The organism is Actinomycetospora sp. NBRC 106375 (genome assembly GCF_030269665.1).
Classification (GTDB): domain Bacteria; phylum Actinomycetota; class Actinomycetes; order Mycobacteriales; family Pseudonocardiaceae; genus Actinomycetospora.
In genome coordinates, this window is record NZ_BSTS01000026.1 from 19,615 (window position 1) to 33,839 (window position 14,225).

The following is a 14,225-nucleotide window of genomic DNA, read 5'->3' on the forward strand; positions in this document are numbered from 1 at the left end:
CCGCCTCCGGCGCGGCAGCTCCGCAAGCTCCGTGCCGCCTGTTCTTGAATTCAGACTAGAAAAAGTGGGCCGCGTGCGCAACGATCCGCGTCATGCAGCACCACGACGTCGACGTCCTCGTGATCGGTGCCGGCGCGGGCGGGCTGTTCACCGCCGCGCGGCTGGCCCACCGCGGCTACCGGACGCTGGTGGTCGAGCGCCGCGACCGGGTCGGCGGGCGCGCCTCCAGCGAGGTGATCGACGGCTTCACGGTCAACAACGGCGCGATCGTCATCGAGACCGGCGGGATCACCGAGCAGACGTTCGCCGAGGTGGGCGCGCGGTTCGACGTCCGCCCCGCGAAGCCCCCGATCCTCTACCGGATCGGCGGCAAGGACGTCGACGTCACCGGCGGAGGGTGGGGCTTCCTGCTGGGCAGGCTCACCCGCCAGGGCGCGAAGCTGCTCGAAGGCCTCGGTGCGGCGCGGACCGACGACGGGCTGCCCGAGGGGCAGCTCTCGACCGCGGACTGGGTGCGGCGGTACACGGCGAACGAGAAGGTCCACGGGATCTTCCGCAACATGTGCGCGTCGATCTTCGCGGTGAGCTCCGAGGACCTGCCGGCCGCGGTCTTCCTCACGTACTTCACCCGCCGCAGCGCGTTCAAGAAGTTCGGCTTCTGCCCCGAGGGCACGATCGGTCTGTGGCGCGCGCTCGCCGACGCGATCGAGGGCGGTGGCACGGGTGGGGTGCACGGCGAGGTGTGGCTCGACAGCGAGGTCACGGCGCTCGACGTGGGCGACGACGGCACCGTCACGGGCGCCACGGTCGTGCGGGACGGGCGCGAGGTCGCCGTACGCAGCCGTGTCGTCGTCAGCGACGCCGGGCCCGCCGCGACCGTGGACCTCGTCGGCCGCGAGCACCTGCCCGCCGACTACACCGCGACGATCGACACCACGCCGTGCGCGATGATCGTGGTGAACTTCGCGAGCCGGGAGCCGCTGGTCGAGGCACCGGGACTGCTGAGCTTCGCCACCACCCGGCGGATGTGCTACGTCGCCAACTTCACCGCGACCTGCCCGGAGATGGCGCCCGAGGGCTGGCACCTCTACAACGGCACGTCGGTGCCCGAGCCCGCGACCGGGGACTTCGACGAGGAGTCCGAGCGCGCGCTCCTGTACGCCGACCTCCGCGAGCAGATCCCCGGGTTCGACACCGCGCGCGTGCTCTCCGAGACCGTGTGGCGCGACGGGTGGCCCCCGCAGCGCGCCGTCGCCGGCCACGACCTGCCGCACACGACGCCGATCGCGAACCTGTGGAACGTCGGCGACGCGGTCAAGCAGTACGCCAACGGGGGCACCACGGCGTGCGCCGAGACCGCGGCGCTCGTGACCGACGAGATCGTCGCGCGCTACCCGGAGACCACACCGGCCTGAGCCGGCGCGATCATCCGCGCCAGCCGGAACTTCTGGACCTTGCCGGTCGGGGTGGTCGGGAGCTGCGCGGCCTCGAGGAACACCACGCGCCGCGGGACCTTGAAGCGGGCCAGCTCGGCCTTGCAGAGAGCGATCAGGTCGTCGGCGGTGACCTCGAACCCGGGCTTGGCCACGACGCACGCGACCCCGATCTCGCCCCACCGCTCGTCGGCGACACCGACCGCGAAGGCCTGGCTGACCCCGGGATGGCGGGAGAGGACCTCCTCGACCTCCTTGGGCATGACCAGCTCGCCGCCGGATTTGTAGAGCTCCTTGCTGCGCCCGGTGAGCACGACGTAGCGGTCCTCGGTGACATAGCCGAGATCGCCGGAGCGCACCCAGTTGTCCTCGCTCAGCGCGAGGGCGGTCTCCTCGGGCTTGCCGTAGAAGCCGAGCATGTTCGTCGGGCCGCGCGCGGCCAGCTCGCCCTCCTCGCCCGGGGGCATCGGCTCGCCGGTCATCACGTCGATCGTGCGGTACTCGGTGAGGTCCCCGGTCCCGGGGAGGCCGGCCGCCCCGGCCAGCTTCACCCGCCCGACCGTGCCCGAGAGCCGCTCGAACGGGTCCTCCGGCAGGGACAGCGTCATCGCGCCGCCCTGCTCGGTCATGCCGTAGCCGGTGACGATCTCGTCGACGCCGAGGGTGTCGCGCACCTTCTCCCACAGCCACACCGGGGCGGGCGCCGCGCCGGAGAGGATCGCGCGCAGGCTCGACAGGTCGCGCGTGCCGAGGTCGGGGTGCTCGAGCAGGGCGACGGTCATCGTCGGGACGCAGAGGATGTCGGTGGCCCGGTGGCGCTCGATGCCCTCGAGGTAGCGGCCGGGGTCGAACGCGGTCTGCGGGATGATCGCGCCGCCGACCATCATCGCCGCCGTGAGGCCCTCGACGTAGCCGAACATGTGGTAGCAGGGCAGCGAGAACAGGATGCGCCGGCCGTCCTCGAACGCCCGCGTCAGCGCCGACGCGTAGCCGGTGCGCTGGCTCGCGTCGTGGGTGATGAGCACGCCCTTGGGCGACCCCGTGGTGCCCGACGTGTAGAGGATGTCGGCGACGTCGTCCGGGGCCGGAGTCCGATCAGCGCCGAGGCCGCCGCTGCCGCCCGGGTGCTCGCGGCCGAGCTGCTCCAGGTCCTCCACCGACGCGACGCCGTCGCGCGCCCGGCTGTCGGTGGACAGCGTGATCACGCCGCGCAAGTGCGGGAGAGCCTTCTGCTCCCCGCGGTCCCACCCCGGCGCGATCTCGTCGAGCATCCCGAGGTGGTCGAGCCCGGCGAACCCGGTCATAGTGATCAGCAGGTTCGCCTCGGACTGCTCGAGGACGTAGCGCAGCTCGTCGGTGCGGTAGAGGTAGTTGAACGGGATCGCGACCGCGCCGGCCCGGGAGATCGCGAACTTCAGCGGCACGAACTCGACGTAGTTGGCCATGACGAGACCGACCCGGTCGCCGGGCCGGACGCCGAGCGCCACGAGCCCGTCGGCGAGCCGCTCGGTCCACGCGGCGACGTCGGCGTAGCTCACGGTGCGCTCGTCGGTGATCACCATCGGCCGGTCGGCGAACTCCTCGGCGCAGCGCTCGAGCCGCTCGTGCAGCGTCATCGGCGTCCACGTCGCGAACCGCCGCCGCAGCACGTCGCGCCGCTCGTCCAGGCTCGCACCCATCACCGCACCACTCCTCGTTTTTTAGTCGGGAGAAGAATATGAGTCGGTCATGACCCGGACCACCCGCAGATCCGTGACCAGCCGGTCACGGCGCGTACTCGACATTCCGGACAACGCTCGCCCGACGGCCTCGCACGAGATCAGGAGCGCGTGGTGCACCGCCGGCGCCGGGACGAGGTGGACAGCGCGCTCGTGATCTCCCGGAAGGGCCGCCACGACCCCTAGCGCGTGCGGAACCGGGCCAGCCGCTCGGCGACCGCGGGGTCGGCGAGGTGCTCCAGCACGACCTCCGTCTCGCGCGCCAGCCCGTCCTCGAGCGACCCCCGCAGGCCCTCGTGCACCAGCGCCTTCGTCCGCGCCGTCGCCGCGGGGTCGGCGCGGAGCAGCCGCGCGACGACGTCGTCGACCAGGGCCTCGAATCCCGCGGCGGGCGCGCTGCGCCAGGCCAGTCCGAGCGCCACCGCCTCGGTGCCGGAGAGCCGCTCGCCCAGCAGGATGTGGGTGAGCGCGCGCTGCGCCCCGAGCAGGCGCGGCAGGCGCTGCGAGCCGCCGCCGGCCGGGACCTGACCGAGGCGCGCGTGGTTGTCGGCGAGCAGGGCGTCGTCGCGCACCACGACGACGTCGGCGGCCTGCGCGAACTCGAAGCCGCCGGCGGTCGCCGAGCCCTCGACCGCCGCCACCACGGGCACCGGCAGCGTCGCCACCACCGAGCACGCGCGGTGGAAGGCGTCGAACAGCCCGCGGAGCTCACCGGAGGCGCCGAGGCGCGTGACCTCCTCGACGTCGCCGCCCGCACAGAAGTGCCCGCCCGCGCCGCGCACGACGATCACCCGGGCCCGTCCGGCGAGGTCGACGAGCGCGTCGTGCAGGCCGTCGGCGAGCGCGATCGTGATCGCGTTGCGGACGTGCGGGCGGTTCAGGACGACGTGGCCGACCTCGCCGTCGAGCCGGGTGCGCACCACGTCGGACAACACCATCACCTCGTCGGCAGGATATTCTCATCCACATTAGAAGAACGAGGAGGCCGGCATGGAGTCGCCCGAGAAGACCGCGCGCCTGCTGTACGACGCCCTGGCCACGGGCGACCGGGCGATCCTCGACACGCTGCTCGACCCGGCGTTCGCCGGGCAGGCCACCGAAGGGCTCCCGTTCGACCTCGGCGGCGCGCACGACGGCGCGGAGGCGATGATCCGCGACTTCTGGTGGGCGATCGGGCGGCACTACCGCGCCCGCGCCGAGCCCGCCGAGTTCCTCGCGCTCGCCGACGGCGGGCTCGTCGTGCTCGGGCGCTACACCGGCACGGCGCGCGACGGCGGCCGGGCGCTCGACGCGGCGTTCGCGCACGTCATCACCTTCACCGACGACGGCCGCATCGCCTCGCTGCGCCAGTACACCGACAGTGCCCGCTGGGCCGGAGCGGCCCGGTCGACACCGGCCGGGCAGCGCGAGCTGCGCGTCGTGCGGTACGACGTCGCCGACGGCGTCGCCGCCATCACGCTGGACCGCCCCGAGGCGGGCAACGCGATCGACCCGACGATGGTCGAGGACCTCGACGAGGCCACGTTCCGTGCCGCGCACGACCCGGCGGTGCGCGCGGTCCTGGTCCGCGGGACCGGGCGGAGCCTCTCGGTGGGCGGCGACCTCGCGTTCTTCGCCGGTGCCGCCGACGCCATCCCCGAGCGGCTGCGCGGGATGATCGACCGCTACCACGTGACGCTCGACCGCCTGGCGACGCTTGACGCGCCCGTGGTGTGCGCGGTGCACGGCGCGCTCGCCGGCGGTGGGCTCGGGCTCGCGCACGTCGCGGACATCGTCGTCGCCGCCGACGACAGCCGCTTCGCGGTCGGTTACGGCGCCATCGGGCTGGCCTCCGACGGCGCCAACACCTGGTACCTGCCCCGGCTGGTGGGGATGCGGCGCGCCCAGGAGATGTTCCTGCTGAACCGCACGCTGACCGGACCCGAGGCCCTCGACGCCGGGCTGGTCACCGAGGTCGTGCCCGCCGACGCGGTCGCCGCCCGGGCACAGGAGCTGGCGTCCCGCCTCGCCGCGGGCCCGACGCAGGCGTTCGGCCACATGAAGCGCCTCCTGCTGCGCAGCCAGGACACCGATCTGTCCGACCAGCTCGCCGAGGAGACCCGGCGGATCACCGCCTCGGGGGCGACCGACGACGCCCGCGAGGGGATCACGGCGTTCGTGGAGCGCCGGCGTCCGGACTTCCGGGGTCGCTAGCTGCCCCGACCGGCGGTCCGGGCGTACTCGGCCGCCCGCTCGCAGCTCTCCAGTCGATCTCTCCGGAGTGTCAGGAGCGTCGTGGACGCCGACCGCACCGGTGACACTCTCGAGAGATCATCCTCGAGAGGTCCGCTCGGTCGGCACCGGTCCCGTCGCGGGGTCGGCACGGTCTGCTCGTCTCGATGCGAGAAGTACCCTCGGCACCTGTGGCGTCGGTGACCCGTCGCGTGCAGGGCTCACGCGCACAGCGACGGCAGGAGAACCTCGCCAAGCTCCTCGACGCGCTCGAGGCCCTGCTGGCCGAGGGCGAGTCCTTCACGGAGGTCAGCGTCGAGCGCCTCGCCACGCGCGCCGGGGTCTCGCGCTCGACGTTCTACGTGCACTTCGCCGACAAGGGCCAGCTCCTCAGCGAGCTGACCGCCGATGTCGTCGACCAGCTGCTCGAGGCCGGTCGCGGCTGGTGGGGCCACGAGCCGCCGGCGACGCGCGCGGAGCTGCGCGCCCGCGCGGCGACCATCGTCGCGACCTACCGCCCGCGCGCGGAGCTCATGCGGGCGGTCATCGACTCGTCGAGCCACGACCCCGCGGTCCGCGAGGTCTTCCGGGAGCTCACGAGCCGCTACGTCACCGAGATCGCCGCCCACATCACCGCCGGCCAGGCGACGGGACGCGTGCGCCGCGACGTCCCGGCCGGGCCGACCGCGCAGATGCTTACGTCGATGGCCGAGCGCGGGCTCGACCGGATGCTGCGCGGTGCCGACGACGCGGCCGCCGAGGACGCCGTCGAGGCCTTCACCGCGATCGTCTGGAACACCCTCTACCGCGACGCGCCCTGAACCTGGACACTGTGTCCAGACATGATGTCCTGAGGGGAGGGGTCCCATGACGACCGATGTCACCACCGACGCCGGCACCGACCCCGAGGCCGACCGCATCCGCTCGCTCGTCCGCCCCGACGCGGTGCACGGCTCGCTCTACACCGACCCGGCCGTGTACGCCCGCGAGCTCGAGCGCATCTGGTACACGACGTGGGTCTACGTCGGGCACACGAGCGAGGTGCCCGAGGCCGACGACTACGTGCGCAAGACCATCGGGCCGCAGCAGGTCGTCATGACCCGCGACAAGACCGGCGCGATCCACGTCCTGCACAACCGGTGCTCGCACCGCGGGAACCTCGTCTGCGACGCCGACCGCGGCAACGCCGGCTCGTTCCGCTGCCCGTACCACGGCTGGACGTTCGCGAACACCGGCGACCTCCTCGGCTTCCCGTTCAACCAGGGCTACGGCGGCTCGAGCGCCCGCGACCGGCTGCCGGGCCTGGCCGCGGCGCCGCGGGTCGAGGTCTACCGCGGGTTCGTCTTCGCGAGCCTCGCGGCCGAGGGACCGACGCTGCGCGAGCACCTCGGTCCCGCGGCCGAGCGCCTCGACCGGCTCTGCGCGCTCTCCCCCGCCGGCGAGGTGGAGCTGACGGCGGGCTGGGTCCGCCACGAGGTCACCGCCAACTGGAAGATGCTCGTCGAGAACGAGACCGACGGGTACCACCCGCAGTTCGTCCACTCCTCGATCTTCTCGATCTCCGGCAGCGGCATCGGCGCGCTCTACAGCGACAAGTCCACGGCGGTCACGCGCGCGCTCGGCGGCGGGCACACGGAGAACGACCTCTCCCCCGAGTTCCGTCGCCTGGGCGTGCCGATGGGCTGGGCGGGCACGCCCGAGACGAAGATCCCGGACTACGTCGCGGCGATGCGCGCGGCCCACGGGACGGGGAAGGCCGACGAGATCATGATCGACGGCTCGCCGCACGTCATGATCTTCCCGAACCTGTTCGTCGCGGAGATCCAGCTCTTCCAAATCCAGCCCATCGCTGTCGACCGGACCGTCCAGCACGTCACGGCGATCCAGTTCAAGGACGCCCCGGACCTCAACCGCCGGCTGGTCACCCAGTGCGTCGGCTCGGTCGGGCCCGCCGGGATGCTGCTCGCCGACGACGCGGAGATGTACGAGCGCAACCAGCGCGGCGTCGCGGCGCGCCATCCGGAGTGGCTGGACCTGAGCCGCGGCCTGCAGCGCGAGCGCGTCGACGACGACGGGTTCACGATCGGCACCGCGACCGACGAGACGTCGATGCGGGCGATGTGGGCGCACTACCTGGAGCTGATGGCATGACCGCGGTCCCCGATGTCGACACCGGTGTCGACCTCCGCGAGGCCGAGCGGTTCCTCTACCGCGAGGCGCGGCTGGCCGATGCGTTCGCGCTCGAGGAGTGGGAGGCGCTCTGGACCGACGACGCCGTCTACCACGTGCCGGTGGACCCCGACGCCGATCCGCGGACCCACATGTCGATCATCTTCGACAACCGCGGCCGGATCGCGACGCGGATCCAGCAGCTGCAGACCGGGCGCCGGCACTCGCAGCGCCCGCCGTCGCGGCTGTGCCGGTCGGTGACCAACGTGGAGATCCTCGGGCAGGAGGGGAACGACACGATCGTCGGGTCCGTCGTCCAGATCCTCGAGTCGCGCGACCGCGGCACGACGTGGTGGGTCGGGCGGGTCACCCACCGGCTGCGGCGCGTCGGTGGCGTGGACGGCGAGCTGCGGATGGCCGCGAAGACGGTCGTGCTCGTCGACAGCGACCGCTCGCTGCCGACGATGTCGTTCCTCATCTGATGGGCTGCCCCTGATGGGACCCGACGTCGTCGCCAACGAGTTCGCCACGGTCGCCGTCTCGGTCGACGACCGGGGCAACGGCACGCGCCTGCGCCTCGAGGACCGGCGCACCGGCACCGTGCGCTACCTCGACGCGCTCGAGCTGGAGTCGATCGTGTGGGCCCCGGAGGAGTGGATGCGCGCGCTGCTGGACCCGTCGCGGCACCGGTGGCGCGACGCGGACCGCGGCCCGGCGCAGGAGTCGCTCCCCGAGTCACGGCCGGAGCCGCCGACCTAGGATCACGCGCGTGCCCCCGGAGCGGACCGCGCGGCCGTCGCCCGACGGCCCCTCAGCCGGCGGGCGGAAGTCGGCCCGCACCCGCGAGCGGATCCTCGCCGCCGCGGCGCAGATCCTCAGTGGCCAGGGATGGGCGGGCACCCGGCTGGCCGACATCGCCGAGGTCGCGGCCGTGCAGGCGCCGGCCGTCTACTACTACTGGCCCTCGCGCGAGGAGCTGCTCGCGGAGGTCGTCACCGTCGGCCAGCAGGCGACGCACGCCCACGTCGTCGCGTCGCTCGAGGCCCTGCCCGGCGACGCGGGCGCGTTCGACCGGATCGACCGGGCCATCGCCGCGCACCTCGAGGTCGTGCTGGACCGTTCCGACTTCGCCCTCGCCGCGATCCGCAACGCCGCGCAGCTGCCCCTCGACATCCGCGAGCGCCAGCTGGTCGGTCAGCGCGACTACGCCGACGTCTGGCGCGGGCTCGTCGAGGACGCCGTCGCCGCCGGCGAGCTCGCCGCCGACGTCGACGCCCGGGCGGCGCGCATGCTCGTGCTCGGGGCGCTCAACTGGGCGCCGGAGTGGTGGCACCCGGACCGCGGGTCGCTCGACGAGGTCGTCGCGACGACCCAGCACGTGGTGCGCAGCGGCCTGGGTCGATCGAGGGCTACTCCCCGCTGAAGCGTGGCGCCCGGCGCTCGATCACGGCGTCGAGGCCCTCGCGGGCGTCGGCGGTGCCCGAGAGCTCGGAGACGGTGCGCGCCTCCTCCGGGAGCTGCGCCTCGACCCGCGAGCCGATGCCGGACCACAGCAGCCGCTTGGTCGCCGCGAGCGCCCGCGGCGCGCCGGCGACGAGCGTCTCGACCAGCTCCTCGGTGCGCGCGGCGAGCTCGTCGTCGGGCACGACGGTGGTGAGCAGGCCGGCGTCGAGCGCCTCGGCGGCGGTGAGCACGGGGTTGGTCAGCGCGATCTCGAGCGCCTTGCGCATCCCGACGAGCGCCGGGAGCGTCACGGTCGCGCCCGCGTCCGGCGCCATGCCCACGCGGGTCGCGCCGCCGAGGAACTTCGCGGACTCCGCGGCGACGACGAGGTCGCACGCGCACACCAGCCCGAAGCCGCCGCCGCCCGCGGCGAAGCCCTGCACCGAGGCCACGACGGGCGCCGGCAGCGCGAGCAGCGCGGAGACCACCATCTGCAGCCGCGCCGTCGCCTCGCGCAGGTAGTCGGGCAGCCCGGTCCCCTTGCTCGCGAACGTCTTGACGTCGCCGCCCGCGCAGAAGTGCCGGCCCTCGCCGGTGATCACCAGGGCCCGCAGGCCCGGGCGCGCGTGGCAGGTCATCACCGCGTCGTGGAACGCGGTCAGCAGCTCGACGTCGAGGCCGTTGGACGCCTCCGGGCGGTTGAGCCGCAGCCGGGCCACCCCGCGGTCGTCGACGTCCAGCAGCACGGGACCGGACGCGACCAGCTCCTCCGTCACGGGTAGCCTCGCTTTCTAACGCAGATTAATCGAGGCGGACCCTACACGGGAGGACCCATGGACCTCGGCCTCGCCGACGCCCGCGTGATCGTCACGGGTGGCGCGTCGAACATCGGCCGCGGGATCGTGCACGGCTTCGCCCGCGAGGGCGCCCGGATCGTCCTCGCCGACCGCGACGCGGACCAGGCCGCGACGGTGCGCGCCGAGGCGCTCGACCTCGGCGCCGCGGCGGTCGAGGTCCTGGTGGTCGACCTGACCACCGACGGCGCGGGCGGTCGGGTCGTCGGCACCGCGGTGGACGCGTGGGGCGGGGTCGACGTGCTGGTCAACAACGCCGGGTGGAGCGTGCCGGGCTTCCTCACCGAGCAGACCGACCGCGCCCTGTGGCAGCGCACGATCGAGACCAACCTCTACACCGCGATCGACTGCACGCAGGCCGCGCTCGGGCCGATGGGCGAGGCCGGCGACGGCGCGATCGTGTTCATCTCCAGCGACGCCGCGTTCGGCGCGATCCGCCAGGGCGTGTACGGCACGACGAAGGCCGGTCTCATCGCGCTCGCGCGCACCACCGCGCGCGAGCAGGGCCGCCGGGGCGTGCGGTCCAACGTCGTGTGCCCCGGCCTGGTGCTGCCCGACGACGGCGGCGTCGGCGCCGAGAGCCTGTGGGCGGGCGGCCGCGACGCGGTGTTCGACGAGGACCAGATCGCGTCCGTCCTCAAGCAGCAGGCGCTGCGCCGGCTCACGACGCCGGCCGACGTCGCCGACGCGGTCGTCTGGCTGTCGTCACGGCGCGCGGCCCGCCAGGTGACGGGCCAGGTGGTCGCGGTCGGTGGCGGCTCGTCGATGCCCTGAGGATCGTTGACGTCGCTCGTCACGTTTTTTACTCTGCATGAAATTCGAGCACCCGGGAGTACCTGTGAACAGGTCGTCCATCGTCCCCGAGTCCGACGAGCGCGCCGCGCTGCGCGACGCCGTCACGGCGCTGGTCTCCCGGTACGGGCACTCCTACTTCGTCGCGCGCGCTCGCGCGCACGAGGAGCCGGCCGCGCTGTGGAAGGAGCTCGGGGCCGCCGGGTTCCTCGGGGTGCACCTGCCCGAGGAGTACGGGGGCGGCGGCGGGACGCTGGGCGACCTGTCGGTGGTCGTCGAGGCCGCGAGCGCGGCGGGCTGCCCGCTGCTCATGACCGTCATCTCCCCCGCGATCTGCGGCACGATCCTCGCCCGCCACGGCTCGCACGCGATGAAGCAGCGCTGGCTCACCGGCATCGCCGACGGCTCGCTGAAGATGGCGTTCGCGATCACCGAGCCCGATGCCGGGTCGAACTCCCACGAGATCACGACGACGGCCCACCGTGATGGCGACGGCTGGCGGCTGACCGGGACCAAGTACTGGACCTCAGGAGTCGACGAAGCCGACGCGATCCTGGTCGTGGCGCGCAGCAGGTCGGCCGGGACGGACGGTCCTCGTCGGCCGCTGAGCCTGTTCGTCGTCCCCACCGACTCCCCCGGCCTGAGCTGGCAGCCGATCGAGGCCGCGCTCGTCCAGCCCGAGCACCAGTTCACGGTGTGGTTCGACGACGTCGCGCTCCAGCCCGACGCGCTCATCGGCGACGACGGCAATGGGCTGCGCCAGGTGTTCTCCGGGCTCAACCCCGAGCGGATCACCGCCGCCTCGATCAGCAACGGCATCTCCCTCTACGCCCTGGCGAAGGCGACCGAGTACGCGAACCAGCGCGCGGTGTGGCGCAACGTGCCGATCGGGGCGCACCAGGGCGTCGCGCACCCGCTGGCCGAGGCCTACATCGGGGTGACGCAGGCGCGGCTGATGGCCGCCCGCGCCGCCGACCTGTTCGACGAGGGCGCCGATGCGGCCGAGGCGTCGAACATCGCGAAGTTCGCCGCCGCCGAGGCCTCGCTGCGCGCGCTCGACCAGGCCATCCAGACCCACGGCGGCAACGGGCTGTCCCACGAGTACGGGCTCGCCGACCTGTGGTTCCTCGCGCGCATGCTCAAGACCGCGCCGGTGAGCCGCGAGATGGTGCTGAACTTCGTCGCGCAGCGCAGCCTCGGCCTGCCCGCCTCCTACTGACGCGCCACCTACGCTGGACCGGTGACCGAGGCGGCCGTGCGCGACACCAAGTCCGCGCGCACCCGACGGCGCGTCGTCGACGCCGCGGCGCACGTCCTGCTGCGCCGCGGCTACGCGGGCACCCGGCTCTCCGACGTCGCCGAGGTCGCGCAGGTGCAGGCCCCGGCGATCTACTACTACTTCTCCTCGCGCGACGAGCTGATCGACGAGGCCGTCGCCGTCGGGCTCGACCGGGCGCGCTCGCTGGTGTCCGAGGCGCTCGCGGCGGCGCCTCCGGACCTCCCGGCGATCGACCGGCTCGCGATCGCGGTGTCCGCGCACCTGCGCACCCTGCTGACGCACTCCGACCACGCCGCCGCCGCGATCCGCACGGTGCCGCAGCTGCCCGAGGCGATGCGGGAGCGTCACCGCCAGGCGCAGCGCGACTACGTCGGCGTGTGGCGGGAGCTCGTCGCGCAGGTGCAGGACGAGGGCGACCTCGACGCCGGCCTGGCAGCGGGCACCGCGCTGATGGTCGTGCTCGGCGCGCTGAACTGGACCGCGGAGTGGTGGGACCCCGCCCGCGGCTCGCTCGACGCCGTCATCGACGCCGCGCAGCGGCTGGTGCGCCAGGGCCTCGCCGCGTGACGATCGCCGTGTGACAGCGCCCGGCGGTCCGTCCACGGGTCGCTGGGCGCTGCGCCGAGCACTGGTCGACGACAAGGACGGCCCGCTGCCCGCGATGCTCGTGGCGCTCACGATGCTCGCCGGCGTCGTCGACGCGACGAGCATCCTCGCGCTCGACCACGCTTCGTCGCGGCGATCACCGGCAACATCGTCTTCCTGGGCCTCGGCATCGCCGGCGCGAGCGGTTTCTCGATCGTCTCGCCGGCCGTCGCGGTCGCCGGTTTCGTCGTCGGCGCGGTCGTCGGCGGCCGCCTGTGCCATCGCCCCGGCGGCGGTCACCGGGCGCGCGCCGTCCGCGACGTCACCGCCTTCAAGGCCGTCCTCGCACTGCCGGTGACGGCCGTCGTCGTGGTCGCCGCCGAGCCGCTGCACCCCGCGGTGCGGCTCGTGGTCACAGCGCTGCTCGCCGCGTCGATGGGCGGCCAGCTGTCGCTCATCCGCTACCTCAAGGTCCCGGATCTCCTCACCGCGGTGCTGACGCTGACGACGATCGGCGTGCTCACCGAGCACGGCGGCGGCCGCCACGACCCCCTGGTGCTGCGCCGCGGGCTCGCGCTCGCGGCGTTCGTCGCCGGCGTCGTCGCGGCGGCCTGCTGGCCCGGCTCGTCGCGCCGGGCGCGGCGCTGACGCTCGGCCTCCTGATCATCGTCGCGGTCGGCCTGGGCGCCCACGCCGTGTCCCGCGCCGAGGCACCGTGGGCGGCGCCCCGGTGACCGCGGTCTTGCCCCGCGGCGTCCGTTCTGGGACAAGGACCCATGGGTGTCGACGAGAGCACGCGCTGGGTCGGGTCCATGCCGGAGGTCTACGAGCGCTGCCTCGTCCCCGCGGTGTTCCGACCGTTCGCCCGCGAGCTGGCGTCCCGGGCCACCGGGGACCGCGTCCTGGAGATCGCCGCCGGCACCGGCGTCGTGACCGCGGAGCTGCTCGCCGCGCTCCCGTCGGTCGACCTCACCGCGACCGACCTCAACCCGGCGATGGTGGAGCTGGGCGCGTCGCGCGTGCCCGGGGCGTCGTGGCAGGCGGCCGACGCCGCGGAGCTGCCGTTCGCGGACGCGTCCTTCGACCTCGTCGTCTGCGGGTTCGGCGTCATGTTCCTGCCGGACCGCCCGGCCGCCTACGCCGAGATCGCCCGCGTCCTCGCGCGGTCGGGATGCTTCCTGTTCACGACGTGGGACACGCTGTCGACGCACGGCTTCGCCGACGCCCTCGCCCGCGCGCTGGGCCAGGTGTTCCCGGGCGACGTCCCGGCGTTCCTCACCGCCGTGCCCCACGGCTACACGGACCCGGAACGGATCACCGCCGACCTGCGCGCGGGCGGGTTCGGCGGTGTCGACATCGACACCGTGACGCTGTCCGGGCGTGCCGAGGAGCCGGCGCAGATCGCGGTCGGTTTCGGCACCGGCTCACCGCTGCGCGCCGAGCTCGCGCGTCGCGGCGACCTCGACGACGTCGTCGCACGCGTCGCGGCGGCGATGACCGCGGACCTCGGCGACGGTCCCGTCACGGCGTCGATGACGGCGCACGTCGTGGAGGCCGCGCGGCGCCGGTGACGTGCGCTCGACCCGAGATCAGGGGCGCGCCACGCACGCCGATCGGCGCCAGAAGGTGCATTCCGCGCTCCTGATCTCCCGAGCGGGCGCCGACGAGCCCCAGCAACCCCAGAAACCCCAACCGCATCAGAAGAAGGTCTCGCCCCGCGGGCCGCGGCAGGGAATCATGG

The 14,225-nt window shown here is 73.6% G+C and carries 15 protein-coding genes; 12 read left to right on the forward strand and 3 right to left on the reverse strand.

Annotated features, from left to right (window positions below; all coding sequences use genetic code 11):
• Window positions 1-92: 92 nt before the first annotated feature.
• Window positions 93-1,415, forward strand: coding sequence for a phytoene desaturase family protein (locus QSK03_RS29395; RefSeq protein ID WP_285659139.1), 1,323 nt, complete (start codon window positions 93-95; stop codon window positions 1,413-1,415).
• Here the strand turns inward: QSK03_RS29395 and QSK03_RS29400 are convergent.
• Both QSK03_RS29400 and QSK03_RS29405 read right to left on the reverse strand, forming a co-directional pair.
• On the reverse strand, window positions 1,391-3,112 hold the full coding sequence (locus QSK03_RS29400) for a class I adenylate-forming enzyme family protein (RefSeq protein ID WP_285659140.1): 1,722 nt from the start codon (window positions 3,110-3,112) through the stop codon (window positions 1,391-1,393). The genes QSK03_RS29395 and QSK03_RS29400 overlap by 25 nt on opposite strands.
• Window positions 3,113-3,333: 221 nt before the next feature.
• Window positions 3,334-4,089, reverse strand: coding sequence for an enoyl-CoA hydratase/isomerase family protein (locus QSK03_RS29405; RefSeq protein ID WP_285659172.1), 756 nt, complete (start codon window positions 4,087-4,089; stop codon window positions 3,334-3,336).
• 52 nt (window positions 4,090-4,141) lie between these two features.
• Here QSK03_RS29405 and QSK03_RS29410 point away from each other — a divergent pair, with 52 nt between their 5' ends.
• The 6 genes from QSK03_RS29410 to QSK03_RS29435 all read left to right on the forward strand — a co-directional run bounded on the left by QSK03_RS29410 (window position 4,142) and on the right by QSK03_RS29435 (window position 8,954).
• Window positions 4,142-5,344: an enoyl-CoA hydratase-related protein gene (locus QSK03_RS29410; RefSeq protein ID WP_285659141.1), complete on the forward strand. Its 1,203-nt coding sequence runs from the start codon at window positions 4,142-4,144 to the stop codon at window positions 5,342-5,344.
• A 209-nt stretch (window positions 5,345-5,553) separates the two neighbouring features.
• Window positions 5,554-6,183 carry a TetR/AcrR family transcriptional regulator gene (locus QSK03_RS29415; protein ID WP_285659142.1) on the forward strand — a complete coding sequence of 210 codons (630 nt, stop codon included), beginning with the start codon at window positions 5,554-5,556 and terminating at the stop codon, window positions 6,181-6,183.
• A gap of 46 nt (window positions 6,184-6,229) precedes the next feature.
• Entirely contained in the window at window positions 6,230-7,513 is a 1,284-nt protein-coding gene (locus QSK03_RS29420; protein ID WP_285659143.1) for an aromatic ring-hydroxylating oxygenase subunit alpha, read from the forward strand.
• Window positions 7,510-8,013, forward strand: coding sequence for an aromatic-ring-hydroxylating dioxygenase subunit beta (locus QSK03_RS29425; RefSeq protein ID WP_285659144.1), 504 nt, complete (start codon window positions 7,510-7,512; stop codon window positions 8,011-8,013). The genes QSK03_RS29420 and QSK03_RS29425 overlap by 4 nt, the downstream gene beginning before the upstream one ends.
• 13 nt (window positions 8,014-8,026) lie before the next feature.
• Window positions 8,027-8,290 (forward strand): hypothetical protein, encoded by a 264-nt coding sequence (locus QSK03_RS29430; RefSeq protein ID WP_285659145.1) that lies wholly within the window; start codon window positions 8,027-8,029, stop codon window positions 8,288-8,290.
• A 10-nt stretch (window positions 8,291-8,300) separates the two neighbouring features.
• Window positions 8,301-8,954 carry a TetR/AcrR family transcriptional regulator gene (locus tag QSK03_RS29435; protein ID WP_285659146.1) on the forward strand — a complete coding sequence of 218 codons (654 nt, stop codon included), beginning with the start codon at window positions 8,301-8,303 and terminating at the stop codon, window positions 8,952-8,954.
• Here QSK03_RS29435 and QSK03_RS29440 read toward each other — a convergent pair.
• Window positions 8,941-9,750 carry an enoyl-CoA hydratase/isomerase family protein gene (locus QSK03_RS29440; protein ID WP_285659147.1) on the reverse strand — a complete coding sequence of 270 codons (810 nt, stop codon included), beginning with the start codon at window positions 9,748-9,750 and terminating at the stop codon, window positions 8,941-8,943. The two genes, QSK03_RS29435 and QSK03_RS29440, sit on opposite strands and share 14 nt — an antisense overlap.
• Before the next feature lie 57 nt (window positions 9,751-9,807).
• Between QSK03_RS29440 and QSK03_RS29445 the strand changes: the two genes are divergently transcribed.
• From QSK03_RS29445 to QSK03_RS29465, 5 genes are all read left to right on the forward strand, one after another.
• Window positions 9,808-10,602: an SDR family NAD(P)-dependent oxidoreductase gene (locus tag QSK03_RS29445; protein ID WP_285659148.1), complete on the forward strand. Its 795-nt coding sequence runs from the start codon at window positions 9,808-9,810 to the stop codon at window positions 10,600-10,602.
• Between the two features lie 64 nt (window positions 10,603-10,666).
• The gene (locus tag QSK03_RS29450) at window positions 10,667-11,839 is read left to right on the forward strand and encodes an acyl-CoA dehydrogenase family protein (RefSeq protein WP_285659149.1); all 1,173 of its coding nucleotides are present in this window, start codon (window positions 10,667-10,669) and stop codon (window positions 11,837-11,839) included.
• 21 nt (window positions 11,840-11,860) lie between these two features.
• Window positions 11,861-12,466 (forward strand): TetR/AcrR family transcriptional regulator, encoded by a 606-nt coding sequence (locus QSK03_RS29455; protein WP_285659150.1) that lies wholly within the window; start codon window positions 11,861-11,863, stop codon window positions 12,464-12,466.
• A 42-nt stretch (window positions 12,467-12,508) separates the two neighbouring features.
• Window positions 12,509-13,132 (forward strand): DUF1275 family protein, encoded by a 624-nt coding sequence (locus QSK03_RS29460; RefSeq protein ID WP_352232071.1) that lies wholly within the window; start codon window positions 12,509-12,511, stop codon window positions 13,130-13,132.
• Window positions 13,133-13,260: 128 nt separating this feature from the next.
• Window positions 13,261-14,055, forward strand: coding sequence for a class I SAM-dependent methyltransferase (locus QSK03_RS29465; protein ID WP_285659151.1), 795 nt, complete (start codon window positions 13,261-13,263; stop codon window positions 14,053-14,055).
• Window positions 14,056-14,225: the final 170 nt, after the last annotated feature.